25 protein-coding genes and 2 pseudogenes are annotated in these 25706 nt (G+C 62.4%); 15 read left to right on the forward strand and 12 right to left on the reverse strand.

What is annotated here, in order from left to right; genetic code table 11:
- Positions 1 to 21: 21 nt before the first annotated feature.
- A complete protein-coding gene (locus ASE71_RS26405; RefSeq protein ID WP_034790446.1) occupies positions 22 to 744 on the reverse strand; it encodes an NIPSNAP family protein in 723 nt (240 codons plus the stop codon).
- Positions 745 to 842: 98 nt separating this feature from the next.
- On the opposite strand from ASE71_RS26405, the pseudogene ASE71_RS37450 reads away from it, so the two are divergent.
- The 3 genes and pseudogenes from ASE71_RS37450 to ASE71_RS26415 all read left to right on the forward strand — a co-directional run.
- Positions 843 to 1016, forward strand: a pseudogene (locus tag ASE71_RS37450) (helix-turn-helix domain-containing protein); the annotation flags it as partial.
- 6 nt (positions 1017 to 1022) lie between these two features.
- Positions 1023 to 1451 (forward strand): TetR family transcriptional regulator C-terminal domain-containing protein, encoded by a 429-nt coding sequence (locus tag ASE71_RS26410; protein WP_244497391.1) that lies wholly within the window; start codon positions 1023 to 1025, stop codon positions 1449 to 1451.
- Positions 1452 to 1586: 135 nt separating this feature from the next.
- Complete coding sequence (locus tag ASE71_RS26415) at positions 1587 to 2984, forward strand: family 16 glycosylhydrolase (RefSeq protein ID WP_034790436.1); 1398 nt, start codon at positions 1587 to 1589, stop codon at positions 2982 to 2984.
- Positions 2985 to 3076: 92 nt separating this feature from the next.
- Here the strand turns inward: ASE71_RS26415 and ASE71_RS26420 are convergent, their stop codons facing one another.
- Together ASE71_RS26420 and ASE71_RS26425 are read right to left on the reverse strand one after the other, a co-directional pair.
- Positions 3077 to 4636, reverse strand: a complete 1560-nt coding sequence (locus ASE71_RS26420) for an ABC transporter substrate-binding protein (RefSeq protein WP_034790432.1) — start codon at positions 4634 to 4636, stop codon at positions 3077 to 3079.
- Positions 4637 to 5354: 718 nt separating this feature from the next.
- Positions 5355 to 6851 (reverse strand): PLP-dependent aminotransferase family protein, encoded by a 1497-nt coding sequence (locus ASE71_RS26425; protein ID WP_060521160.1) that lies wholly within the window; start codon positions 6849 to 6851, stop codon positions 5355 to 5357.
- Positions 6852 to 6995: 144 nt separating this feature from the next.
- Between ASE71_RS26425 and tauA the strand changes: the two genes are divergently transcribed.
- From tauA to ASE71_RS26470, 9 genes are all read left to right on the forward strand, one after another.
- The gene (gene tauA / locus ASE71_RS26430) at positions 6996 to 8012 is read left to right on the forward strand and encodes a taurine ABC transporter substrate-binding protein (protein WP_034790430.1); all 1017 of its coding nucleotides are present in this window, start codon (positions 6996 to 6998) and stop codon (positions 8010 to 8012) included.
- Between the two features lie 84 nt (positions 8013 to 8096).
- The gene (locus ASE71_RS26435) at positions 8097 to 8909 is read left to right on the forward strand and encodes a taurine ABC transporter ATP-binding protein (RefSeq protein ID WP_034790429.1); all 813 of its coding nucleotides are present in this window, start codon (positions 8097 to 8099) and stop codon (positions 8907 to 8909) included.
- Complete coding sequence (locus tag ASE71_RS26440) at positions 8902 to 9729, forward strand: ABC transporter permease subunit (RefSeq protein WP_034790428.1); 828 nt, start codon at positions 8902 to 8904, stop codon at positions 9727 to 9729. Before ASE71_RS26435 ends, ASE71_RS26440 begins: the two co-directional genes overlap by 8 nt.
- Before the next feature lie 117 nt (positions 9730 to 9846).
- Entirely contained in the window at positions 9847 to 10227 is a 381-nt protein-coding gene (locus tag ASE71_RS26445) for a nuclear transport factor 2 family protein (protein WP_090297417.1), read from the forward strand.
- A gap of 18 nt (positions 10228 to 10245) precedes the next feature.
- Positions 10246 to 11646 (forward strand): NAD(P)/FAD-dependent oxidoreductase, encoded by a 1401-nt coding sequence (locus tag ASE71_RS26450; protein ID WP_060521161.1) that lies wholly within the window; start codon positions 10246 to 10248, stop codon positions 11644 to 11646.
- A 34-nt stretch (positions 11647 to 11680) separates the two neighbouring features.
- Positions 11681 to 13456 (forward strand): sulfoacetaldehyde acetyltransferase, encoded by a 1776-nt coding sequence (gene xsc / locus ASE71_RS26455; protein WP_034790425.1) that lies wholly within the window; start codon positions 11681 to 11683, stop codon positions 13454 to 13456.
- Between the two features lie 72 nt (positions 13457 to 13528).
- Entirely contained in the window at positions 13529 to 14566 is a 1038-nt protein-coding gene (locus tag ASE71_RS26460) for a YeiH family protein (protein WP_034790424.1), read from the forward strand.
- Entirely contained in the window at positions 14566 to 15576 is a 1011-nt protein-coding gene (gene pta, locus ASE71_RS26465; RefSeq protein ID WP_034790423.1) for a phosphate acetyltransferase, read from the forward strand. Before ASE71_RS26460 ends, pta begins: the two co-directional genes overlap by 1 nt.
- A gap of 116 nt (positions 15577 to 15692) precedes the next feature.
- Positions 15693 to 16157, forward strand: a complete 465-nt coding sequence (locus tag ASE71_RS26470) for a hypothetical protein (protein WP_060521162.1) — start codon at positions 15693 to 15695, stop codon at positions 16155 to 16157.
- Positions 16158 to 16230: 73 nt separating this feature from the next.
- On the opposite strand, the gene ASE71_RS26475 is transcribed toward ASE71_RS26470, so the two are convergent.
- Entirely contained in the window at positions 16231 to 16824 is a 594-nt protein-coding gene (locus ASE71_RS26475; RefSeq protein ID WP_060521163.1) for a TetR/AcrR family transcriptional regulator, read from the reverse strand.
- A gap of 139 nt (positions 16825 to 16963) precedes the next feature.
- On the opposite strand from ASE71_RS26475, the gene ASE71_RS26480 reads away from it, so the two are divergent.
- A complete protein-coding gene (locus ASE71_RS26480; RefSeq protein ID WP_060521164.1) occupies positions 16964 to 17449 on the forward strand; it encodes a hypothetical protein in 486 nt (161 codons plus the stop codon).
- A 64-nt stretch (positions 17450 to 17513) separates the two neighbouring features.
- Here ASE71_RS26480 and ASE71_RS26485 read toward each other — a convergent pair whose 3' ends face one another.
- From ASE71_RS26485 to ASE71_RS26505, 5 genes are all read right to left on the reverse strand, one after another.
- Positions 17514 to 18152, reverse strand: coding sequence for a LysE family translocator (locus ASE71_RS26485; protein WP_060521165.1), 639 nt, complete (start codon positions 18150 to 18152; stop codon positions 17514 to 17516).
- A 124-nt stretch (positions 18153 to 18276) separates the two neighbouring features.
- Entirely contained in the window at positions 18277 to 19482 is a 1206-nt protein-coding gene (locus ASE71_RS26490; RefSeq protein ID WP_090297361.1) for an MFS transporter, read from the reverse strand.
- Positions 19483 to 19747: 265 nt separating this feature from the next.
- A complete protein-coding gene (locus ASE71_RS26495; protein ID WP_060521166.1) occupies positions 19748 to 20908 on the reverse strand; it encodes an MFS transporter in 1161 nt (386 codons plus the stop codon).
- 339 nt (positions 20909 to 21247) lie between these two features.
- A complete protein-coding gene (locus ASE71_RS26500; protein WP_051659195.1) occupies positions 21248 to 21529 on the reverse strand; it encodes a DoxX family protein in 282 nt (93 codons plus the stop codon).
- A gap of 231 nt (positions 21530 to 21760) precedes the next feature.
- Positions 21761 to 22486 (reverse strand): SDR family oxidoreductase, encoded by a 726-nt coding sequence (locus ASE71_RS26505; protein WP_060521167.1) that lies wholly within the window; start codon positions 22484 to 22486, stop codon positions 21761 to 21763.
- 227 nt (positions 22487 to 22713) lie between these two features.
- Here ASE71_RS26505 and ASE71_RS37520 point away from each other — a divergent pair.
- Positions 22714 to 22788 (forward strand): annotated as a pseudogene (locus ASE71_RS37520) (hypothetical protein); the annotation flags it as partial.
- 66 nt (positions 22789 to 22854) lie between these two features.
- On the forward strand, positions 22855 to 23502 hold the full coding sequence (locus ASE71_RS26510) for a substrate binding domain-containing protein (RefSeq protein ID WP_320410641.1): 648 nt from the start codon (positions 22855 to 22857) through the stop codon (positions 23500 to 23502).
- A gap of 15 nt (positions 23503 to 23517) precedes the next feature.
- On the opposite strand, the gene ASE71_RS26515 is transcribed toward ASE71_RS26510, so the two are convergent.
- The 3 genes from ASE71_RS26515 to ASE71_RS26525 all read right to left on the reverse strand — a co-directional run bounded on the left by ASE71_RS26515 (position 23518) and on the right by ASE71_RS26525 (position 25580).
- Positions 23518 to 24417, reverse strand: coding sequence for a LysR family transcriptional regulator (locus ASE71_RS26515; protein WP_034790409.1), 900 nt, complete (start codon positions 24415 to 24417; stop codon positions 23518 to 23520).
- Between the two features lie 315 nt (positions 24418 to 24732).
- Positions 24733 to 25092 carry an Atu4866 domain-containing protein gene (locus ASE71_RS26520; RefSeq protein WP_060521168.1) on the reverse strand — a complete coding sequence of 120 codons (360 nt, stop codon included), beginning with the start codon at positions 25090 to 25092 and terminating at the stop codon, positions 24733 to 24735.
- The gene (locus ASE71_RS26525; RefSeq protein WP_089044874.1) at positions 25089 to 25580 is read right to left on the reverse strand and encodes a carboxymuconolactone decarboxylase family protein; all 492 of its coding nucleotides are present in this window, start codon (positions 25578 to 25580) and stop codon (positions 25089 to 25091) included. Before ASE71_RS26525 ends, ASE71_RS26520 begins: the two co-directional genes overlap by 4 nt.
- Between the last annotated feature and the right edge of the window lie 126 nt (positions 25581 to 25706).

The raw sequence follows: 25706 nt of genomic DNA on the forward strand, positions 1-25706 counted from the left end.
TCCGGCGTGTATGGGCGCCAGCTACAAGGTGCAAAGCGATCGCGACGTCGGGGTCAGCCGAGAAACCTCGATCCTTCGCCAGCACTGGCTATCCATTCGAGGAAAGACCTCACTGGTCCATCTGACGTCCTTGTTCAGTTGCTCCCGATGCCGTGAAAGGCCGTCGTCGTCCTCATGCATTTCAAACCAGATAAACACCGTTTCGCCCTCACGGACGGGGAGCCTCGGGAAGGCGTTTGCGCTGCGTTCGGTAACGAACACCGCGTCGATGCGAGCACCGGCGTCTTCGAGGATCGGCAGTGCCTCGGCGATGAAGAATGCAGCGAAACGGTCCTCCGTGCCGGGCGCCAGCGAGCAGAGGTTCACGGTGACGACACCTCTGGTCGATTGTGCCTCTTGCTCCCTTGCAAGGTTGTGAGGAAACGGCTGCGTGCCAGCGACTGGCTTGACCAGCAACACATTGTCCGAGTTGAGCATCGTCTCGTTGGCGCGAGACCCATGGTCCTTCCAAACCGGGCCCGAATAAAAGGCCGCCAACGCGTCGGTTCGCGTTGGCATATCGGCAAAGGAACGTACCCAGACGAAGGCGTCGGGATCGTCGCAGTCGCGGAATTCGCCTTCAAGACGCATTCCGAGCGCTTCCTGCGGTTCAACGAATTCGCGGTCAAACAAGTCGATCAGGCGATCCCTTCCGCCGGGATGAAGTCGGTAGCGGCGAAGTTCGTAAACGGCGTGCGGTTCCATGAATCCTCCAAAACAGGTCAATTGTCCTGTTTCTAATAACAGGTTGATCGACCTGTTTTGTCAAGGCACTATGGCGAACGATTTTTCAGGCGGCGGTCATGAGCGAACACAAAAGAACCAACGATCCTCAAGCGGTGCGCCGCAGGATCGTCGATGCGGCCTACCAGGCCTTTGTCACCCAAGGATATCTCGCGACGGGAATGCAGGAATTGCGCGCGAAGGCATCCGTCTCAGGAGGCGCTATGGCCCATCACTTTCCGGCCAAACGGGAACTTGGATTGGCGGTTATCCGCGACCGCGTCGCCGTAGCGGTGCGGCAAACGTGGATCGACCCGCTGCGTACCTCGAGCGATACACCCACAGCGATCGATCAGATCTTCACCGAGATCATCAGCGAGCTCTCCGAAAACGGCTCCGTCTCCGGCTGCCCGCTGAACAATATGGCGATCGAAGTCTCCAGGCATGATGACGAGATGCAGCAGGCGCTGGGTGCAATTTTTGAGGCTTGGGAAGAAGCGCTCGCGGCGCGATTCCAGGAAGACATCCGCCTGAAGCGCGTCGCAGGCATTCAACCCGACAGCCTCGCCACCCTGATCATCGCCGCCTATTCCGGCGCGATGGCGATGGCAAAAGCCAATCAGCACACACGTCCGCTCGTGAACTGTCAGGCGGAGATCGCAGCACTTCTCGCGTCGAAATACGTCTAGGCTGGGTCCGCTCGGCTCCCTCGTGGGGAGGCCGCTGCTCCGGATTATCCGCAAATGTTGGGGGTGTGGGCGACAGCTTGAGATGCTAGAGGTGCTCATCGGGAAGGGGCACTCCAATAAACAGGAGACTTCTCGATGAGCAGAACTGCCATGAACGCCCTCGGACAACCGCTCCATTACAGCGGAAGTTCGACCGCATGGTTTTCCGCAACCGGATCCGGGTCCACGCTCTACGGAACTCCCGGCAACGATTCGATCTGGGGCGACGGTTCCGTCGATGTGACTATGTTCGGCGGCACGGGCGACGACGTCTACTATCTCTATTCATCGACGAACCGGGCCGAAGAGGCACCCGGCGAAGGGATAGACACGATCGATACCTGGATGAGCTACAGCTTACCGGAGAACTTCGAAAACCTGACCGTCACCGGTGACGGTCGACACGCCTTCGGCAACAGCGCCGACAACATCATCACCGGTGGCTCCGGCAGCCAGACCATCGACGGACGCGCAGGCAATGACGTGCTGGTCGGTTCCGGAGGCGCTGATACCTTCGTGTTCGAGCACGGCAACGGCAGCGACCTTGTCTCCGACTTCAGCTCCAACGATACCATTCGCCTCGACGGATACGGCATTACCTCGTTCGAAGAGGTGCTGGCGAATGCAGGCCAGCAGGGAGACGATCTCCGCCTCCATCTCGGCGATGGCGAAAGCCTGGTCCTGGCCAATACGACAGCCGACCAACTGCAGGAGGGCCAGTTCCAGTTGAGCCTGGACCGATCCGCCCTGACGCAGACCTTCTCGGACGATTTCGACACGCTTCAGCTCACCGACGGCACGGGCGGCATCTGGGATGCCAAATACTGGTGGGCGCCGGAAGAGGGGGCGACGCTCTCGGAAAACGGTGAGCTGCAATGGTACGTCAATCCGAGTTACGGGCCGACCGCATCGGCTAACCCGTTTTCGGTCGAGGATGGTGTACTGACGATCACCGCAGAGCGTGCACCGGACGCAATCCAGTCCGAGATCGGCGGCTATGACTACACGTCCGGGATGTTGACGACCTATTCGTCCTTTGCGCAGACCTACGGCTACTTCGAGATGCGGGCCGACATGCCGGACGATCAAGGTGCCTGGCCCGCTTTCTGGCTGCTGCCCGCCGACGGCTCCTGGCCGCCGGAGCTCGACGTCGTCGAAATGCGCGGGCAGGACACCAACACTGTCATCACCACCGCCCATTCCAACGAAAGCGGCGAGCACACGATCGTCAGAGACGGCGCGCAAGTCGCCGATACCGACGGGTTCCACGATTACGGCGTGCTTTGGACGGAAGACGAGATCGTCTGGTACTTCGACGATACCGAGATCGCCCGCGCCGATACCCCCGCGGACATGCACGAGCCGATGTACATGCTCGTCAATCTCGCGGTCGGCGGAATGGCCGGCACACCCGATGGCGATTTTGACGACGGGTCGCAAATGAAGATCGATTCCATCGAGGCCTATGCGTTGGACGCCGACTGGCTGATCTAGGCGGAGAAGCACGAAGGGGGCCGGCAGCGTCCGGGCTGCCGGTCCCGGCCTGTCGGAGCCCGAACGTTCGCCGTTCCAGCTCCGCAACAGGGCTAGTCCGCGATATGCGTGAGCCAATGGCGCGGCTTGTTGTCGGCGAGCTGAGCGACCTTATCGATCTTGTTGCTCATCACCCAAGCCATTGGCTGTTGGTGCAGCGGCAGCATGATGATCTCGTCCTTGACCATCTGCAGTGCCTTGGTCTGCAGATCGAGCCGCTTGGTCCGATCCATTTCGGTCGATGCCTGGATGATCAGCTTGTCGATATCAGGATAGCTCCAGCCGCCCCAGTTGAAGACGCCCGCCTTGTCGCTCCTCGTCTCGATCATCTGAAGCAGGATCGAGTAGCTGTCGAGCATCGGCTCGTTTGCCCAGCCGATGATGTAGACATCCGACAGACCGCCCGTGCGTTTGGGCGCCTGTGCCGCCGTCGGGCCGATGTCGAGTTGCGGCTTGAAGCCGGCGCGGCTCAGCATGTTGACGATGCTCTGGCAAAGCTCCTCTTCGTTGACATAGGCCTCGTTCGTGCAGACGAGCGTGAAGGGGAGATCGCTTGCGCCGGCCTCGGCGAGCAGCTTTTTCGACAGTTCGGGATCGTACGGCACGACCTTGTCCAGTGCTTCGACATATCCCGGGATTTCCGGCGCAACGATCGCACCCGCTGTCCTCGACTTGCCGCGCATGACCCGCTTCTGGATGAGTTCTGTGTCGAGCGCATGGGCGACGGCCTGGCGGACACGCAGGTCGTTGAACTTGTTGTCGACGCCGTCGGCCAGTTTCGGTTTGCGGTTGAAGCCCATCATGATGGTGCGAAGGTCGGTGCGCTCCATCACCTTCAGGTCCGGCTGCGCGACAAGGCGCGGAAGATCCTGCGCCGGCGCATTCTCAGTGAAGTCGATCTCGCCTGACAACAGTGCCGCCACGCGTGTCGCGGCTGAGACAATCGGCGTAAACTCGATGCGATCGATGTTGGACTTCGCCGGGTCCCACCACTCGCCGTTCTTGACCAGAACGGTCTTACTGTCGGGCGTGCGGCTCTCGAGCTTGAACGGACCCGTGCCGTTGGTGTGGTAGGTAGCGTAGCCTTCTATCTTCTTGCCGACATCCGTCGGCTTCAGCGAATTGTTGTCGGCGAGCCACGTGGCGTCGAAAATGTGGATGTTCGTCAGGTCGTTCAAGAGCAGCGGATAGGGGCCGGTCAGTTCGATATCGACAGTGCGGTCGTCGACCTTCTTCGCCGACTTGTATGCCGGTAGGTTGCCCCGCAGCGGAGATGCCGGATCGCTGACCCGCGTCAGCGAGGCGATCACGTCATCGGCCGTGAAATCAGCGCCATTGTGGAACTTGACGTCCTCGCGCAGATGGAACCGCCAGACCGTGTCCGATACCGTTTCCCAGGAGGTCGCCAGTGCCGGCTCGATCTTCAGGTCGGCGTCAAAGCGGACGAGCCCTTCATAGACGTGATTGAGGAAAGACAGCGTGTAGCTGTCGCCATAGGAATAAGGGTCGAGCGAGTAGATATCGCGCGAAGAGCCCCATTTGAGCGTCTCCGCGTGAGCAGCCGCGGAAAGCGCCGTCGACATGGCGGCTGCGAGGATCAGTTTCTTGAGCATTCTGCTGTTCTCCTTTGTTGAGGTCACCGGCCCCCTTGAACGGGGAGCTTCTATTTAAGAGGCAAGGACGGCTCACAGGCCGTCCATCTCGCCGCCCGACAGGGGCGGCCAGTGGCGTGATCTGCTGTTGCGCGGCATGACCTTCTCGGTCGTGTCGATCACCGCAAAGACCTTCGGCGGCCTATGCGGGAATCTTGATCAACTGGCGTTCCTGGACGGCGATGCACCCAAGCGAAAGCCTCCTGGCGATGCTTGAAGCACCAAGTCCCGTTGTCGATCGGCGGTCATTCGATGGCCAACGCCAAGCATCAACTCGAACAGGGGCATATCTCTGCGCCGCTTCATGGAGGCGGTTCAGAAACCCGAGGTCGGTGGTTGGACGCCGCAATGGCGATCGAATGAGGAGATGTCAGGCGAGCCGGCCCGGCGGTGCGGGCTCGTACGTGCGGCATTGCGAAAAGTCGTGCGAGTACGCGGTCTTCTGGAGCCCTTGCATCAACCTGCTCCTCCCTAGCTCGTTGCTGCTAAGCGGCACCATCGCACGCCAAAAGTATTTGTCAACGTCTTTGTCGACAATCTTGAATACGATTATGGCGACAATCCAAATGACCGATTGATCTGCACAGGCGCGAGCAACATTGTGGGCAATGGAGAGGACGCCTTAGCCCAAGGTACGCTACGGCCAGCTCGATAGGGAAAGCCACAAGCGGTCAACCTGTCACTTCGCCACGGAGGCCTGCTCGCTGCCGCCGCAAAGACTGTCGATGCGGGCGCGAACCCGGGCGACGCCCTCGGCAATGCTTGTGCTTGGAATGGACGAATATCCCATCCGGAAGTAGCGGCAGGGCTGGTCGCTTCTGGGGAAGAAGGGCGAGCCGGATTCGACCAGCACGCCGTCCTGCCGCAATTCGCTGACCAGCCGGTCGGCATCGAGCCCTTCCGGTCCCTCCATCCAGAAGGACGTGCCGCCGAAGGTCGAGGAGCCTGCGACTTTCAGGTTCGCCCTACGCAGTGACTCGGCCATGATTACGTGGCGCTTGTGATATTCGGTCCGCATCCGGTGGAGCACGGCGTCATAATGGCCGAGCGCCAGGAAATAGGCTGCGGTGCGCTGAAGGTGTCCGGGCGGGTGGCGCAACATCAGCGAGCGAAGCGCACGCGCCTCGCGAATGAAGGGGGCTGGCGCCACGAGGTAGCCGAGCCGAAGCCCGGGAAAAAGCGATTTCGAGAAGCTGCCGATGTAGAGCACCCGGCCTGACGGATCGAGCGCCTTCAGCGCCGGGGAAGGCGGAGCGAGGTAGCTGATCTCGAACTCGTAATCGTCCTCGACGATGACGAAATCCCGTTCTTCCGCAGCCTGCAGCAGTTGCGTACGCCGATCCACTGGCATAGTCGCGCCGGTCGGCGAGTGGTGGCTCGGGGTCACGAAGACGGCATCGACGTTTTCCGGCAAGGCATCCGGTGACAGGCCCTCGACATCGACATCGACGGTGGTGACGTCGGCGCCGCTCAACAGCAGCGAGGCGCTGATATCGGGATGGCAGGGGTTTTCGCAGACGGCGGCGGAGCCCTTCTCCAGGATCAGACGGGTCACGATCCAGAGCGCATTCTGCGCGCCGACGGTGACGAGGATTTCGTCCGGCGTGGCGTGGATGCCCCGGCGCGGCAGCGTGCGCGAGCAGATGTAGTTGACCAGCCGCACATCGTCGGCCGCGGCAAAGTCGCTCGCCATCAGCACGAAATCCTCTCGCGCCAGAGCCCGGCGGGCACAGTCGCGCCAGGCATTGAGATCGAACAGTGTCGGGTCCATCTGGCCATAGAGGAAGGGGAATGGATAGCGCCGCCAGTCCAGCGGCTTGGCGACCTGGCGCACGACGCCAAAGCTCATCTTGATCTTGCGGCTCCAGTCGATCGGATTGGAGCCGGCGGATGGGCGCTCCCCTTCCACATCCATGCCCGGCGGATTGCCGGAGATGCGATAGGAGCTGCGGTTGACCGCCTCGACATAGCCCTGGTTGATCAGTTCCTGATAGGCGAGTGTCACCGTGATGCGCGATATTCGCAGATAGTCGGCGAGCTTGCGGCTGGATGGCAGATGCGCGCGCGGCTGCACCCTTCCGGCGAGCACGGCCGAAACGACCGTCTCGCGCAACTGCGCCTGCAGGCCGATCCCACTGTCGCGATCGATGAAAAAAATGGTTTCGGAAACGTTCATCTGCACGACGCCTGCTCCCCCGACGGCGCTAAACTGGATCTATTCAACTTCCAGACTGGATATAACGCAAGCCGGATCTCGGCCTTATCGTCATCAGCAAGACCGGAGAAACGGTCAGCGAATAAACAAAGAGGAGGAAGACAAATGCTACATGGACATTTCAGACGACTGGCCGCAGCCGCCAGCATTGTCGCGAGCCTGGCCGCATCCGGCGTCGCTTATGCCGAAACGAAACTCGTCGTCGGCTATCAGCAGATCGTTGGCCCGTTCGTGGCTGCGATCGCCGATGGCCGCTTCGATGCAGCCGCCAAGGAGGCCGGCTATTCGATCGACTGGCGCCAATTCAGCTCGGCCGGCGACATCACTACGGCGCTTGCCTCCGGTGACGTGCCGATCGGCGTTCTCGGTTCGACAGGTACTGCGGCTGCCGCGACGCGCGGCGTCGAACTGCAGCTCTTCTGGATCCTCGACAATATCGGTCAGTCGGAAGCGCTGGTCGCCCGCGAGGGCTCGGGCATCGAGACGCCGGCCGATCTCAAGGGCAAGAAGGTCGCCGTGCCTTTCGTCTCGACGTCGCATTTTCACTTGCTGGTCGGTATGAACAAGGTCTGGAACGTCGATCCGCGCGAGGTGGAAATCCTCAACCTGAAGCCGCCGCAGATCGTTGCCGCCTGGCAGCGTGGCGATATAGACGCGGCCTATGTCTGGCCGCCGGCGCTCTCAGAAATCCAGAAGACCGGCAAGACGATCTCGGATTCCGAGGTGATTGGCGCGGCTAGCGTGCCGACCTTCGACGGGCTGGTGGTCGACAAGGCCTGGGCCTCGGAGAACCCGAAGCTGATGGAAGCCTTCACCAAGGTTCTGGCGGACGCTTATGCCGACTACAACGCCAACAAGGCGGCGTGGACGGAGGAGTCGCCGCAAGTGGAAGGCATCGTCAAGCTGATCGGCGGCGATGGCCCGAGCACCGTCGAAGCCTTGCGCCTGCTTTCGTTCCCGAATGCGGATGAGCAGGCCTCCGAGGTCTGGCTCGGCGGCGGCGCCACGCGTGCACTGACCGAAAGCGCCAAGTTCCTCGTCGAGCAGAAGCAGATCAGCCAGTCGCTCGACGACTACGCGCCTTATGTGAACGCCGACTTTGCCAAGGCGGCCGCACAATAGGCTAATCTGTCGATTGCCCCGGCCGTTGAGGAGCGGCCGGCGCACCACCATAGACCGTGACCGAGGTGCAGGGAGGCATTTCTCATGGAAACATTGAGCGTCAGAAACATCAGTTTGACCTACCCGGGCCTCTATTCGGACCAGGCAATCATCGCCTTAAAAGGCGTCAACCTTACCATCAACAGCGGAGACTTCGTCGTTGCGCTGGGCGCATCGGGCTGCGGAAAGACGACGCTGCTCAACCTGATGGCGGGCTTCATGGCCCCGTCGGAAGGCGACATCACCCTTGGCAACCACCAGGTCAACGGACCTGGCGCCGAGCGCGGCGTCGTCTTCCAGAAGCACGCGCTTCTGCCGTGGCTGAACGTCATCGAGAATACCGAGTTCGGCCTCAAGCTGCGCGGCGTCGACAAGGCGACCCGGCGGGATCTTGCCACCAAGAACCTAGCTCTGGTCGGCCTTCAGGATTTCCACCGCCACATGATCTATCACCTCTCAGGCGGCATGCAGCAACGTGTTGGCATCGCAAGGGCGCTGACCTGCGATCCCGCGATGCTGCTGATGGACGAACCGATGGCAGCACTCGACGCGCTGACACGCGAGACCATCCAGGAACTGTTGCTCAAGGTCTGGCAACTCACCAACAAGATGTTCTTCTTCATCACCCACAGTGTGGAAGAAGCGTTGTTCCTCGGCTCGCGGCTGATCGTCATGTCGCCGCGCCCGGGCCGCATCACCCACACCTACGAGCTCAACTTCAACAAGCGGTTCCTCGCTGAGGGCAATGCGCGCGCAATCAAATCCAGCCCGGAATTCATCCGCATGCGCGAAGAAGTGCTCGGCATCATTTATGGCGACGAACGTGCGTCCGGCAACCCGGAGGTGGCCCATGCTTGACAGAGTGACACGCGCCAAGCCCGTAAAGGCCGGCAAGATCTTCGGCGCGCCCGGTGAAGGCAGCAGCGGCCTCATCAGCTTTTCGACGACGGTCGTCATCGTCGCTCTCTGGTTCCTCGTGACCGAAGGCGGCTGGGTCAAGCCGCTGTTCCTGCCGTCGCCGCTGGCGGTCTGGGACAAGTTCATGCTGGCGATGACCGACGGTGTTTCGAACTCGACGCTGATGCAGCACACGCTTGCCAGTATCGGCCGCGTGTTCGGCGCCTTCCTGCTGGCGCTGCTGACCGCCGTGCCGATTGGCGTGCTCATGGGCGTCAATCGCTTCGTGCGCGGCCTGTTCGATCCGATCATCGAATTCTACCGGCCGTTGCCGCCGCTCGCCTACCTGCCGCTCGTCATCATCTGGCTCGGCATCGGTGAGTTCCCGAAGGTGTTCCTGATCTATCTGGCGATCTTTGCGCCGATGGCAATTGCCGCAAGGGCAGGGGTGCGTTCGGTCTCGACGGAACAGATCCACGCTGCCTATGCGATGGGCGCCACCCGCGGGCAGGTCATCAGTCAGGTGATCATGAAGGCCGCCTTGCCGGAGATCTTCACCGGCATGCGCATCGGCATCGGCGTCGGCTGGACCACCCTGGTTGCCGCCGAAATGGTGGCGGCCAACCGAGGCCTCGGCTTCATGGTTTTGAATGCCGCCGAAAACCTCGAAAGCGACACGGTGATCATGGGCATCTTCATCATCGGCATCTTCGCCTTCGCCTTCGATCTTCTGATCCGCTACCTCGAAAAGGCGCTGATCCCCTGGAAGGGCCGCCTCTAACCGGCGACCACCTCCGACACTTCAACTGAATACGGCCTGGCGGCCTTTTGAAGACGGCCTTTCCCGTCTCCGGCGAAGCCATGCCTTACGACCAAGCCAAAGGACTGGACCATGACACTGACGGCAACCGATCTCAAAACCTTGTTCGATGCCTTCAACCGGCATGACATCGACGGGGTCATGCACTTCTTCGCCGAAGATTGCGTATTCAACGCCGTCGGCGGCCCGGAGGTCTACGGCAACCGTTTCGTCGGTACCGGTCCGATCGCAGATGCCTTCAGCGGCGTCTGGAAATCGATGCCGGACGCCGAATGGGGCAACCACAGCCACTTCGTCGAAGGCGATCGCGGCGTGTCCGAGTGGACCTTCTCCGGCACGGCTGCCGACGGCAGCCGCATCGAGGCAGAAGGCTGCGACCTCTTCACCTTCCGCAACGGCAAGATCGTGCGCAAGCAGGCGTTCCGCAAGAACCGCCCGGTCCTGCAACCCCGCTACTGATGGCCTGGAGCTAGAGCCATGCAACTGCGCGCCACACCCTTGAAGCCTGAAAGAGAGCCGTTTGACCCGGCCTATGACCCCAACCATGCCCGCAGCCCCGGCACGGGCAAGGACTATGCGCCGACCTACTGGATCGGCACCGCCGGTCCCGAACCGGAGGACGACGGTCCGATCACGGGCGATATCGATGTCGATGTTGCGATCATCGGGTCCGGCTATACCGGTCTCTCCTGCGCCATTCATCTGGCGCGCGAGCACGGCATCAAAGCAACGGTGCTGGAGGCCAATGGCGTCGCCTGGGGCTGCAGCACCCGCAACGGCGGGCAGGCACAGATTTCTGCCGGCCGCCTGAAGCGCTCGCAATGGATCGCCCGCTGGGGCGTGGACGTTGCCCGCAAGATGCATGCGGAGATTTCCGAGGGATTCGACCTCTTTCGCTCTCTCGTCCGCGAGCCCGAAATCGACTGCGATCCGCAGGATGGCGGCCATCTCTATATCGCCCACCGCGACAAGATGCTGCCAGCGCTGCAAAGCGAGGTTCGCGTTCTCAACGATACCTTCGGCTATCGCGCCCGCATGGTCTCGCGCGACGAGATCCACCGCGATTTCGTTCGCGACGAGGAAGCCCGCGGGGCGATGTATGAGCCCGATGGCATGGGCATCCATGCCGCCAAGCTCGCCTTCGGCTACCTCAGGCTTGCCCGCAAGCTGGGGGCAAAGGTGCATACGTCGAGCCCGGTGCTTGATTGCACCGCCAAGGGCGGCATGCATTACCTGACGACGCCTGGCGGAACGGTGCGGGCGCGTGCCGTCTGCATTGCGACGGCCGGCTACACGTCACCCGGCATGAACGCGCTCACCCGCCACCGACTGATGCCTATCCTGTCGAACTCGATCGTCACTCGGCCGCTGACGGAAAGCGAGCAGAAGGCGCTGAACTTCAAGGCGCGCATCCCGCTCACTGATACGCGGACGCTGCGTCACTACTATCGCATGCTGCCGGATGGCCGGGTGCAGATCGGCAGCCGCAGCGCCATCACCGGACGCGACGCGAGCAATCCGAAGCATCTCGAGCTTCTGCTTGCCGGTCTCTACCGCAAGTTCCCGGCACTCCGCGGCATCGACATCGACTACTCCTGGTGGGGGTGGGTGGATGTCAGCCACGACATGATGCCGCGCATCTTCCAGCCGGACCGGAGCCAGAGGCTGTTCTACGCCATGGGCTATGGCGGCAACGGCGTGATGTATTCCGCCCAGGCCGGCCGTCGCATGGCCCAGATGGTCGCCGGCAAAGGCGGCGGCCTCGACCTTCCCATCTTCACTTCGCCTCTGCCGGGCCACGGGCTTCTGACGCCGTTCCGACGGCTCGGCCAATGGGGAATGTACCGCTGGTACTACCTCCGTGACGAGATCCTCTAACTCTCTGAAATAATACCAGGAAAGGAACCACCCCATGAAAATGACCACCGAGGAAGCCTTCGTCAAAGTTCTTCAGATGCATGGCCTCGAACATGCCTTCGGCATCATCGGCTCGGCCATGATGCCGGTGTCGGACCTGTTCCCGAAGGCCGGCATCAAATTCTGGGACTGCGCCCATGAGACCAATGCCGGCATGATGGCCGACGGCTTCAGCCGCGCCACGGGCACGATGTCGGTTGCGATCGGCCAGAACGGCCCCGGCGTCACCGGCTTCATCACCGCGATCAAGACCGCCTACTGGAACCACACGCCGCTTCTGATGGTCACGCCGCAGGCGGCCAACAAGACGATCGGGCAGGGCGGTTTCCAGGAAGTCGACCAGATGGCGATGTTCGAGGAGATGGTCTGCTACCAGGAAGAAGTACGCGATCCCTCGCGTATCCCTGAAGTCCTCAACCGGGTGATCGAAAAGGCCTGGCGCGGCTGTGCGCCGGCGCAGATCAACATTCCGCGCGACTACTGGACGCAGGTGATTGACGTCGACTTGCCGGCGATCGTTCGCTTCGAGCGCCCGGCTGGTGGCCCGCAGGCGATTGCCGAAGCGGCCAAGCTTTTGTCCGAGGCAAAATTCCCGGTCATTCTCAACGGCGCCGGCGTCGTCATCGGCAATGCCATCTCCGATTCCATGAAGCTCGCCGAGCGTCTCGACGCGCCAGTCTGCTGCGGCTACCAGCACAATGACGCCTTCCCGGGGAGCCATCGCCTGTCGGTCGGCCCGCTCGGCTACAACGGCTCGAAGGCTGCGATGGAGCTGATCTCCAAGGCCGATGTTGTCTTGGCGCTCGGCACGAGGCTCAATCCGTTCTCGACGCTTCCGGGCTACGGCATCGACTACTGGCCGAAGAACGCCTCGATCATCCAGGTCGACATCAACGCCGACCGGATCGGGCTTACCAAGAAGGTGTCGGTCGGCATCTGCGGCGATGCCAAGCAGGTCGCCCGCCAGATCCTGGAGCTGCTCTCACCGTCTGCCGGCGATGCCGGCCGCGAGGAGCGCAAGGCCGCGATCCACCAGACCCGCTCGGCCTGGCAGCAGCAACTCTCCTCGATGGATCACGAGGACGACGATCCGGGCACGGAATGGAACGAAAGCGCACGCTCGCGCGAGCCGAACCGCATGTCACCGCGCCAGGCCTGGCGTGCGATCCAGGCGGCCCTGCCGAAGGAAGCGATCATCTCCACCGACATCGGCAACAACTGCGCGATCGGCAATGCCTATCCGACCTTCGAAGCGGGCCGCAAATATCTGGCGCCGGGCATGTTCGGCCCCTGCGGCTACGGTTTCCCGTCGATCGTCGGCGCCAAGATCGGTTGCCCTGATGTGCCAGTGGTCGGTTTTGCCGGTGACGGTGCCTTCGGCATCTCGATGAACGAGATGGGCTCGATCGGCCGCGAGGGATGGCCGGCGATAACGATGGTGATCTTCCGCAACTACCAATGGGGTGCCGAAAAGCGCAACACGACGCTCTGGTACGCCAACAACTTCGTCGGCACGGAGCTCAACCCCAACCTCTCCTACGCCAAGGTGGCGGAAGGCTGCGGCCTGAAGGGCGTGGCGGTCAACACGACCGCAGCTCTCACCGAAGCCCTGTCCACTGCGATCGCCGACCAGAAGAAGGGCGTGACAACCTTCATCGAAGTCATCCTCAACCAGGAGCTCGGCGAACCCTTCCGCCGAGACGCGATGAAGAAGCCGGTGCCCGTTGCCGGTATCGATCGCGCCGACATGCGTCCCCAGAAGCGGGCCTGATCCTCGATTACGTCAAGCCCCGCCCGGTACCCGGGCGGGGCGAAGCCTCCCGCAGATGACCGGAACAGAACCATGACCTTCGTCGCCTCCGTCCACGAACGCTTCCGAAGCGTGCCCTCCGGCTTTGCGGCCTACTGGCCTGGCTTTGCCGTTACCGCGGCGGTGGCCGTCGCTGCCCAATTCCTTTCCGACCACTACGGCGCGCCGGCCATGCTCATGGCGCTCCTGCTCGGCATCGCCTTTCACTTTCTGTCCGAGGAAGGGCGTTGCGTCGCCGGCATCGATTTCTGTGCCAAGAAGGTGCTGCGCATCGGTGTGGCGCTGCTCGGCATGCGCATCAGCGTCGACCTCCTCATCGGGCTTGGCGCAAGCACGATCCTGCTCCTCATCTCAGCCATCGCCGCGACCATCGGCTTCGGCCTGCTTGCCGCAAAGCTTCTCGGGCGTGGCTGGCGGCTGGCGCTTATCACCAGCGGTTCGGTCGCAATCTGCGGAGCGTCTGCAGCGATGGCGATCGCAGCCGTTCTTCCCAAGAACGAGTTCTCCGAGCGCAACCTGATCTTCACCGTGCTTTCCGTCACCGTGCTCTCGACACTTGCGATGATTGCCTATCCGATCCTCGCCCAGACCATGGGGCTCGACGCGCGCGCCACGGGCATCTTCTTCGGTGGCACCATCCATGACGTCGCGCAGGTCGTCGGCGCAGGCTTCTCGGTCTCGCCGGAGGCGGGCGAAACGGCGACGCTCGTCAAGCTGATCCGCGTCACCATGCTGGCGCCGGTCGTGCTCATCTTTTCGCTGTCACTGCGCAAAGTACCGCAGCCTGAGGGCGAGACCGGTAAGCGCCCGCCGCTCTTGCCCGGCTTCGTCGTCGCCTTCCTGATCTTTGCAGCGCTGAATTCCTTCGGTTTCGTGCCGGAACTGGTGGCCAAGGCCGGCATGGAAACGTCGCGCTGGGCGCTGCTTGCCGGCATCGTCGCCGTCGGCATGCGCACGTCGCTTCGCCGCGTGCTCGATGTCGGTGGCGACGCCGTCGCGCTGATCGTCGCCGAAACCGTCTTCATCGCTCTCTTCATCCTCGTCGGCATTCACTATCTGGGGCACGCCTGATGAAACCGCTCGATCGCATTATCGAGGCCGCTAAAGCCGCCCCGCGCCATATCGTGCTCGCCGAGGGCGAAGACCCACGCATCGTCGAAGGCGCCTTGCGCGCCGTGCGCGCCGGTATCGCCAAGATCACGCTCGTCGGCGACAGGAAAATCGTCGCGGAGGAGTTGCACGCCGCCGGCGGCGCACCAGACGAAATCCGCATCGAGGATCCGACTTCGTCTGCGCTGACTGAGCACCTTGCCGTTGCCTACCACGATCTCCGTCGTAGCAAGGGTGTCGACGAAGCGGCCGCGGCAGCAGCCGTACGCTCGCCTCTTGTCTTTGCGGCCATGATGGTCCGCGAGGATCAGGCAGACGGAACGGTCGGGGGCGCTGTCGCCACCACCGCCGATACCGTGCGCGCCGCCCTCCAGACCATCGGCCGGGCACCGGATGTCGGACTGGTGTCGAGCTTCTTCCTGATGATGCTCTGCGCGCCGCACCACGAAAAGAAGGGCGCCTTCGTTTTCGCCGATTGCGGGTTGGTTGTGGATCCTGACGCCACCGGCCTTGCCGATATCGCCGTGACCTCGGCACGCTCCTACGAGGCGCTCTCCGGCAAACCGGCGAAGGTGGCGATGCTCTCGTTCTCGACGGCCGGCAGTGCCGCGCATGAGCGCGTTTCGAAGGTGGTGGAGGCGACGCGCCTGGCCCATGCCTCAGCGCCGGGATTGGTGATCGACGGGGAATTGCAATTCGACACCGCTTTTGTCGAGGCCGTCAGCGCGGCAAAGGCGCCGCAATCGGCGCTGCATGGCGAGGCCAATGTCTTTGTCTTCCCCAACCTCGACGCGGCAAACATCGGCTACAAGATCGCCCAGCGCATCGGCGGCGCCACCGCCATCGGCCCGATCCTGCAGGGGCTTGCGAAGCCTGCCAACGATCTCTCGCGCGGCTGCAACGCCGACGACGTCTTCCACATGATCGCCGTCACCGTCGTTCAGGCGTCGGGCGGGCAGTCGACCGGCTAAGTCGCGCAAGTGACAGCGAACCGCCTTGCCGGTTGAGCCTGGCAAAGCTATCACCTTTGGGTCGAATTGGACCATCGGTGGTCTATCGACTGCCGATCTAAAGGAGAGACCGAACAATGACTTGGGCGTCAAGGATCATCTTCTTTCTTACCATGGCCTTCGTATCGTCGGGTATGGCAACGGCAGAGGAGGCCGCGTCGCCAGACGATGATCTGACGATCCTATTGAGGGCGGATAAGGGCGCGCTCACGCTCGAATACCGCAAGCCAGGCCAACGTCTCGAAGATGATCCCTCCGTCCAATGCGCCGTTGGCGCTCGGTTCACGCTTCCCGCCGGCGCGGTGGTGAACCTCGAACTCGTCTCGACGGACATCGTCTATAGCTTCGAAGTGCCGGGCTATGTCGAGCAGGTGGATCTCGTGCCCGGCCTCGTGAGCTATCGGCAGATCGAGACCCCTGCCGAAACCGGCCAGGCCGACGGCGTGCTTCAAGTGCACCCGGATGGTTTGAAGAAGGCCATCGCAGTGCGCTTCAACAAAGAGCAAAGCGCTTTCGACGCCCGAATGCTGTGCGCCAACTAGGCGCACGATCTTCTCGCAGCGAATCCTTCGTGTTCGCGGCGGAGCAAAGCTCGGTTGCCGCGCAGGCTGTCGGTCACGACGTCATGATGAAGGGCCGGCATGTCTCCGGCGGCAGACCATCAAGTACAAGTTTTCGGAACGCAGCGTCGACTTCCCGGGGAGGCATTTCCGGTCGCTCCTCCAGCCACCAGCGCAGAACGGCGTTGAACGTGGAGACCATGTGACGGATCACGAGGTCACGCGGAAGAGCGGCATGCATCGTGGCGGGGAGCGACTGGCGAAGGACCTCCGCAAGCACCTCGTCAACCGCATCGCGAACGATGCCGCCTCCGCGTCCGCCGGCAAGTGCGACCTGGATGTCCGCGTGTTCGGCGACATGCTCGAACAAGGCGCGGCTGGGATCCCACGCCTCTTCTCGCACCCGCTCGCGTGGCGATGAGATCGTCTTGTCCTTTGCGGTCACCAGCAGATCGCGCAGACGCTCCAGACTGCGTTTCAGAAGGTCGTCTTTCGACGTGAAGTGCGCATAGAACGTCGACCGCCCGATATTCGCCTCGGTCAGGATGTCTTCGACGGTGATCAGTTCGTAGTGCTTGCGGCGTATCAAGGCGAGAAGAGCTTCATAGAGCGCCGTGCGCGTTCGGGCCACGCGTCGATCGATCGGCAAATTTGTTCTCCTTTTTCCGGACGAGCGCGCGTTGCAGTCCCATTCGGTACACGAGGCACCCTTCTGTTTCGCAACTTCCGAACACCGTGTTCCGGATCGTGCTAGCCGAATGTCGTCTAGTCAACATCGAGGAACAGCCATGGTTGAGCTTTCTGCAAAGTCCCCTCTCTCTTCCCCATTTCGAAAAGCGGGTGCCTGCGCGCTTCTCCTGCTCACCCTGACGAGCCTGCATCACGCCTATGGCGCCTACATCTATGAAACACCGTGGCGTCTCCATATCGTCCAGTTGGCCGTGCCGGCGGCAATAGTCATTGCGGCCGCGCTGTTCGTTGGCCGGTCGAGGAGCGGGACCACGGCTGGACGTGTCGCGACCTGGCTGGCCGCCCTTGTCGTGCTCGCCTTTCCGGTCGCAATGATCGGCATCTACGAGGGCGGCTGGAACCATGTGGTCAAGAACGTCGCCTATTTCGGCTTCGGAACAGATGCAGCACGGTCCCTGTTTCCCGAGCCCGTGTACCGGTTGCCGGATAGTTTGCTTTTTGAATTGACGGGGATCGCCCAGTTCCCGCTCGCCGTCATCACCGCGCTGAATACGCTCGCTCTGTTGCGGCCGCCCGCCCGGTGATCGGATTTAGGTGCCGGCGGCCGCGCCGGTCGTTCGGATAAGGCAACGCTGCGAACAAGCGCCGTCAGGCGATTGTTCGTGCGCTATCCGTCATCAGCTTCAGCCCCAGTGCGCCCACCACGGCGCCGGCGGCGCGGTCGATCCAGGTCTTGGAGCGAAGGTAGACGACCCGCGGGCCGTGGGAGGAAAAGCCGAGGGCGACGATTGCGTACCACGCGAACTCGTTGATGAAGAGCAGCGGGGGCAGGGCGAGAAGCATCCAGGTAGGCGCCGGCGACGGCAACAGCGCGGCGAACATCGAGGCGTAGAAGATCGCCGTCTTCGGGTTGGAGATCTGAACGAAGAGCCCCCGCAACAGGGATTTCCAGAGCGTGCTCGGCTGGTCGGCGGGTGTCTCGGCAATCATTATCTTCTGCGGTGCGGCCCGCCAGATGCTTATGCCGATCCAGACGAGATAGGCGCCACCGACGAGCCTCAGGAGGATGTTGAGCCATTCAACCTGAAGAAGGATCGCCGTCAGGCCGGCGACCGCAATACAGGCGAAGAAAAAGCCGCCAATGCCCATGCCGACCGCTGCCATCAATCCATCGGCGCGGGACCGTGCGATCGCGATCCGCGACACCACGATGAAGCTCGGCCCGGGGCTCATGGCTCCAAGCAGGAAGACGCCCAGGATGGAGGCAAGAATTGCAAGTTCATGCATGTCATTATCCTCTCTTTAGAACGCTGCCGCCGCCGACGCAGGGCGAGTATGAAACGCGTTGCGTCATCCCACAATCGGGCATGTCCTCTCCCGCTCTCTCCGTCGAGAAAGCGGGAGACGTTCGTCAAGAATGACCTTCCTCGATCTTCGGGAGGAACCACGCGAGAAGCCCCGCAAGCGGAAGGAACGAGCAGATATAATAGACCGTTTCGACGCCGTAGCTATCGGCCAGTATCCCGAGAAGCGCTGCCGCAATGCCGCCGAGACCGAAGTTCAAGCCGTAGAACAGCCCGCCGATAAGCCCGATGCGGTTCGGCAACAGCTCGATGGCGTAGATCAGGATCGATGCGAAGGCGCTTGCCATGATGAGGTTGATCATCACCGTCAGCACGCCGGTCCAGAACAGATCGGCATGTGGCAGGATCAGCGTCAGCGGAAGCGGGCCTAGAACCGAGATCCAGATGATCCGGTAGCGTCCGATGCGATCGCCGACAATCCCTCCGATCAGGGCGCCTGCGGCCGAGGCAAGCAGGAAGATGAACAACATCATCTGTGCGGAAGGGATGGAGAGGCCGAACTTCTCCATGAGGTAGAAGGTGTAGAACGAGCGGAAACTTTCGCCATAGGCGTTCTTGGTGAACATCAGCAGCGTCAGGACCACCAGAGCGGCGCCAATCGTCGCCGGCGCGTGGCGGATGCTGCCCGCCTTCTTGCTGTCCGCCCGCAGCGCCATGAATGCGGCGCTGATCTCCCGCTGCTTGCCGCCGATCCACGCGAGAAGCACCATTGCCAGCAACGCCAGGGCGGCGAACCAGGCGAGGCTCGGCTGCCCCCAGGGAACGATGATAACCGCGGCAAAAACCGGACCGAGTGCGCCGCCTGCCTGGCCGCCGACCTGAAACAGTCCCTGCGCCAATCCCTGCCGGCCGCCGGCGGCATAGCGCGCCATGCGCGTGGCTTCCGGGTGGAAAATGGACGACCCGATGCCGATCAGCGCGACAGAGACAAGGATCATGGCATAGCTATCGGCAAGGGCGAGGCTGACCAGGCCCGAGAGCGTGAACATCATCCCGACGACTGGCGAATAGGGGGCGGGGTGTTTGTCCGTGACCATGCCGATCGCCGGCTGCAGCAGAGACCCGGCAATCTGGAAGGTCATGGTGATCATGCCGATCTGCACGAAGTCGAGCGCATAGGCGTCCTTCAGGATCGGATAGGCGGCCGGGATCAGCGACTGCATGAGGTCGTTGAGGAGATGGGTGACCCCGAGAACGACCAGGACGGCCAGATGCGTCTTCGGGCGTGTCACGGCAGGGATGGCGACTGTCATGGTTGATTTCTTGACTCCAGGATGCCGTGAAACGGCCTGCGGCGATGCCGCGCGGCGGGGAGCTTATGCATCCTCCGATAGGCGGGCAACCACCGGATGACGCTGCGCGCGAAAAAATGAGCTGTCGGGGCGGGAGGTTAGGCTCGCACGGGCACTTTCTTGGCCAGCCTTCCTCTGAGGACGCCCCGGAGCTTGCCGGCAAGGCGCGGTTCTTGCCCCGCCGCCTCGTTCGCCCCGACTCAGGCCTTCCCCCGCGAGACAGGTCTCACGGCGCTGTCGGCTTTCGGGTGGCAAGGTCCGCGATCGCGAGGAAAACACCGATCGCGAGGAATACGGCAAGGACCAGCGCCGCTCCAGTTGCACCAGTCGCGTCGAGCTGCATCGCAGCAAGCGGCAGCACGGCCAGGATCATCAGGTTGTTGAGGCTTTCCGAAAGCGAAAGCACCTGACCTTTTTCCTCTCCGGCCAGGCTCGCAAGAATGGCGGTGCTCGTCGGTGCGGCGAGCCCCAAGGCAAAGCCCCATGCCGTCAGGAAAACGAGGTCCCCCGTGAACGACAGGGGGGTGAGCATGAAGCCGCCGACCGCCGCACTCAGGAGGAACAGCGCAACGATCAGCGTGCGATCGTCACCGCGAAACAGCCGTGCGGCTCGGCCGACGCCGAGGTTGCCAAGCAAGAGTCCCAGACCGAAAGCCGAGATGGAGACGCCGGTGGCCGCAACGCCGAGGTCATAACGAAGCCGCAGGACCTCGCCGGCAAGAAGGAAACCGGCGACAGCCGTTCCGTTCCAAAGGCCTTTCGCGGCCAGGGGGCGGATCAAATTGCCACGGCCGAGCCAGACAGGACGCCTCATCTTCGGCACTGGGGGATTTCCCGCCCGGGCGGGAATCGCACTCCGGGCTATGGCAACTGTCGTGAGGCAGCCGGCGGCAGTCACCAGGAAAGGCGCACGCCAATCGAATGCCTCCGTCAGGACGCCGGCGATGACCGGCCCCGAGACGATGCCTGATGTCATGCCGATCATCACCGCTCCCATCGCGGCGGATTGTCGGTGCGCGGGGATGATGTCTGCCACCAGGGCAAAGACCGTCGGAATCAGAGCCGCCGACGCCAGGCCGCCGAAGACCCGCAGGACGATCGCTGCCCCGAAGCTCGGCGCGATCGTCAGCGCGAGGCCGTCAATCGAGAACAGAACCAGCGACACGAGCAGAAGTCGGCGACGGTCTATGCGATCGGAAAGGTAGCCGAAGATCGGCGCGGCCACGGCATAGGAAAGCGCGTAGCTGCTGACGAGCCATGCGGCGTGCGCCGGCGTCGTCTCGAAGGCCACGGCCAGGGGCGAAAGCATCGCCGACAGCATGAACTCGGTCGCGCCGACAAAGAAAACGGCGAGCGCGAGGGTGGGCAAAATGAAGCGTGAGGGCACGGATTATCGTCCTTGAGCTTGAGAAGCAGGAGAGAACCGGCGCGCGAAGACGTCTAGCCCGTTCGTGGCGCCGGAAGGATCGAAGCGTTTTTTTTGGGGGGGGAGAGTGTCGGCGCTGCGGACCCCGATGGTTCGGGTCATGGCGATGCGAATGAATGCTCGCCTAAGCTGAATACGACAAGGAACCTCTAGCAAAGAGGTTTAGGGAACACAACAGTTCTTCCCGATCGGTATCCGAAACGAACCGCTGGGTGGCCAGCCGCGCTATCGCGCGACCGGCCCATTCAGGCGCTCGTGGTCAAGGCAGACCCTGGCCTCACATGATCTGCGGTGGAACGCTCAGACCTGCCGGTCAATCGGCCGGTCCAGCGCCCAGCGTCCGATCCCATGGGCGCTGAGATAGGCAAAGACGCCGATCCATACCGTCGAAAGCTGAAAGCCCGTGCCGCGCGGGATCATCACCACAACCAGAATGACGATCATCTGGATGAAGAGCATGAAGGCGAGGGCGCGCGTCAGAAGCCCGAGCGCAATTGCGATACCGCCGAAAAGCTCCAAGGCGATAGTCAGATAGGCGAGCGGCCGGATCGAGGCCCCGACTCTGGAAAAGTTCGATGTCACGGGGCATGTCGCCGTTGAAGAGCTTTTCCCAGCCGAACCAGCTCACGACTTCACCCGTTGTGATCCTCAGCATCAAGTAATGCGACAAAGGCCGCGGTGAGGTTGAAGATCAGATAAAGTCCGGTGCTGCTCCCAGATCCGGCAGAACCATGGCATTCGCATGCGTGGTAGCCTGTGTCACGGGAAGTTCCTTCCATGAATGAGCATTCGTTGTGAGGAGATGCGTGCGGCTCAGCACATGCCGCCGTTTGCCCGGATGACCTGGCCATTGATCCACGCGCCTTCCGGTCCGGCGAGGAACGAGACGACACGGGCGATATCCTCGGGTTCAGCGAGCCGTTCGAGGGGGTTCATCTTTGCCATGCGGAACAGCAGTTCAGGGCTCTTTCCGCTCAGGAACAGCTCCGTCGCAACAGGCCCAGGGGCGATCGCGTTCACGCGAATTCCGCGGCCACGCATCTCTTGCGCCAGCACCTGGGTCAGTCCTTCGACCGCCGCCTTGGTGGCAATGTAGATGCCATAGGTCGGCAGGCGCATTCCAATCACGCTCGACGAGACGTTGATGATCCGGCCGTCGTTGCGCAGTCGTTTCGCCGCCTCGCGGCAGACGTTGAACGCGCCCTTCAGGTTTATCGCGATGGTATCGTCGGTGACGTCGGCAATCGGTGCAAGCTTCATGATGCCGGCGCTGTTGACGACGACGTCCACCCCGCCGAAGGCTTGCGTGGCCGTGTCGAACATCGCGGCAACCGCGCCGGCGTCGCTGACATCCGCTTGAATGACGCGTGCGTCGCCACCGCCGCCGATGATTTCGTCCGCGACCGCCTTGGCCGCCTCAGTGCGTCCCGCATAGTTCACGACAATCTTGAAGCCGTCACCGGCGAGGCGCCTGGCGATTTCCGCCCCAATGCCCCGCGACGCTCCGGTAACCAGCGCGACCTTGTTGCTGTTGCTCATGTGCCAAGCCTTTCAGGTGTTCCGTCTATTGATCGCGAGGAGGATACGCCTGGCATGAGAGAAGAAAAAATGCATAATTTGCAGGAGATAAATTACTGAAAGTATGAGTTGTCATGACGTTTGATGCGCGCTTGCTCAGCGGGATCGGAGTGCTTTCAGCAGTCGTCGAGGCCGGCAGCTTTGCCCGGGCCGGTGAAGCAATGGGGTTGACTTAGCCTGCGGTCAGCCGCGCAGTGGCCCGATTGGAGGAGCGCGTCGGCATACGTATTTTCAATCGAAGCGCCCGGGCAATCTCGCTGACGGACGAGGGGCGGCGCTTTTATGAACTCGTCGCGCCACTTCTTTCGGCAATCGAGGAGGCCGCGATCATGGCCGGCGGCACCAAAACGCACGTGCGTGGCAAGCTGCGGATCAATGTCGATGGGACCTTCGGGCACTTCGTGCTCGCCCCGAGGATCAATGACTTTCTCGAACGCTATCCGGAACTGTCGGTCGAGATCTTCGTGCGTGACTCGATCGGCGATTTTGTCGGCGAGGGGACGGACGTTGCCGTACGCTTCGGCGAGCCTGGCGCCCATTCGATGCATACGGAGCTGCTGCTGGAAACGCGTGTGTTCACCTGCGCGTCGGCGCAATACCTAAAGAAATATGGCAGGCCGCAAGTGCCAGCCGATCTTTCGCACGGGCACCAATGCGTCCTCATCCGCGACCCGGCGACCGGGCGCCCCTTCGCCTGGGAGTTTCAGAGCCGTGGCGAAGCCATACCGTTCGCGGCGACCGGCCGGGTCATGGTCAATGACACGGGCTCGCTGATTGCCGCCTGCCGCAGCGGCGCGGGGATCGCGCAATTGCTCGAGATCTATGTCAGGGACGAATTGTCGGACGGCGATCTGATCCAGATCCTGCCGGACTGGTCAGAAGAAACCTTTCCGCTCCATGCCTATTATCGCCGCTCGGACCTGATGCCTGCAAAACTCCGCGCCTTTCTCGACTTCGTACGCGAGATCGTCGCTTAGCCGCTTCGGATCGCTCTATCCCGCGTTGGGCCGCCACCGCACATGCTCGATGAGCGCGCGCAGCTTCGGCGCAAGGTTCCGTCGATTGGGAAAGTAGAGATAAAAGCCCGCGAACGGCGGGAAATAGTCCTCGAGAAGCGGCACCAGCTGTCCCGCAGAAACATAGGGTCTGAAGGTTTCCTCCATGCCGAAGGTGATGCCGCCTCCGGCGCAGGCGGTCCGGATCATCAGCGACATGTCGTTGGTGGTGATCTGCGGGTTCACCGCCACGTCGAACTCGCGCCCATCCTTGCCGAACTCCCAGCGATAAGGTGCAGTTTGAGGCGCCGGACGCCAGCCGATGCATCGGTGCTGGGCGAGGTCCGACGGTTGCATGGGCTTGCCGAAGCGTTCGATATAGGATGGCGCCGCGACAGCGGTCTGGCGTTGCTCGGCCGATACCGGGACTGCGATCATGTCCTGCTCGATGACTTCGCCGAGCCGCACCCCGGCATCATAGCCTTGGGCCACGATGTCGAACTCCTCGTCCGTGACGGTCACATCGATCTGGATCGTGGGGTAGGCCTCGGCAAAGCTTGCGAGCAGCGCCCCTGATATGAACCTTTCGGCGATCGAGGACACCGCCAGCCGCAACAGCCCGGTTGGGGCCATGTCCCGGTCGGCTGTGGCGTCCAGGGCCAGGCCGACCTCCGCGAGGGCCGGGGCAACACGCAGGTAAAGTTGCGCGCCAGCCTCCGTGAGGCTGACGCTGCGTGTCGTCCGCTGCACGAGTGCAACGCCGAGCCGATCTTCCAGCCGCCGCAGAGACTGGCTTACGGCCGATCGGGTAACGCCCAGATGCTCGGCAGCCGCGCGAAAACTCCGCGCCTCGGCGACGGCCATGAAGACGGAGATGGCATTAAGATCGACGGCCATTGGACGGCTCAACTTACCAGTGTCGGTGTGATTGGGCAGAGTGGTGATGCAATCTTGGCCCGCCGATCGACAACCTTCAAGGCATCAAAGAATGTCACCGCGAGTTCTACCGCGCCTGTGATCGCCTCCAGAAGGCTTGCCGCGATCGCAAGAGCCCGGCAGAGCCTTCACTTCTTCCCCACCTCCCGCGCGAGAAACGGCGCAATGGACATGCGGCCGCAGAGGCGGGGCGGGAGACACGCGGCAACCATCATTGGCACCAAAGGATCGGGGCGATCCCGGTAACGACGGTCTTCACGTGCTCCCCTTCCGCAATCACCTTTCGCGGTAAAACACCATGCCGCCATGGTGCAGCACGTCATCGATGAACTCGCCATCGGCCGTGAAGCCGGTGTCATCCCAGTAGTCGATCTGGTTGCCGGTCACTTTGTAGCGCCCCTGATAGGCGCTCTTTCGGTTTCCGCGCGCCTCGTCATAACGGCCGTTCGGCAACAGTTCCTGGCGGATCCGCCCGTCCTCGGTCACCCACATGCCGACATAGGGATGATCTGCTTGCTTGCTTTGAGCCTCGCTGCTCATGACGTCCTCCGCGACGGCTTGACGGGAGATCGGCGCGTCGGCAGATGCCAGACCGGCAACAAGGGTGGCGGCGGCAAGCTTGGGGAGATTGTTCATGGCTGCTCTCCCGCAGACTTGTCCTTGCCCGCTTCGGCCCGTTCGGCAAAGAGCTGCGACAAGGATTGCGAGGCAGCAATGGCGCGGGGAAATCCGGCCGGAACGGTTACCATGTAGATGATTTCCTTGAGCTCATCCTCGGAAACACCGATGTTGAGCGCGTATCCGGCATGGACATTCATCAGCTCCGTCAGGCCCATCGCAGCGAAGGCGGCGACCGCTGCCAGTTGCCGCGTCCGGTTGTCGAGACCCGGGCGAGCCCAGACGTCGCCAAGGGCATAGGCCTCGGTCGCATCGGCAAGGAAGGGAAACTCCTGCCGCATCCGTTCCAGATTGGGCTGCGTCACGCCATTGTTGAGGGTCCGGATGACGGCGGCGCCGCGTTCGCGACGCTCCTCCAGGGATTGGGCGAAGGCGACCTCCGGCGAAAGGCCCAGGAAAACCGCCGCACCTGCTGCTGCGAATTGCGATTGAATGCGATCAAGCACGTTTCTCTCCTCGATAGATTGTCTGTTGGGACGTCAGCCGATCGCGAACGTCGCCATCCTCCGGCTGTTCGATGCCGGGGAGGGCGCGACAAGCGCGCGTCCTATCCGCGTCAGCTGAATTTGGGG

Source organism: Ensifer sp. Root954, from assembly GCF_001429005.1.
In the GTDB taxonomy this organism is placed as follows: Bacteria; Pseudomonadota; Alphaproteobacteria; order Rhizobiales; family Rhizobiaceae; genus Ensifer; species Ensifer adhaerens.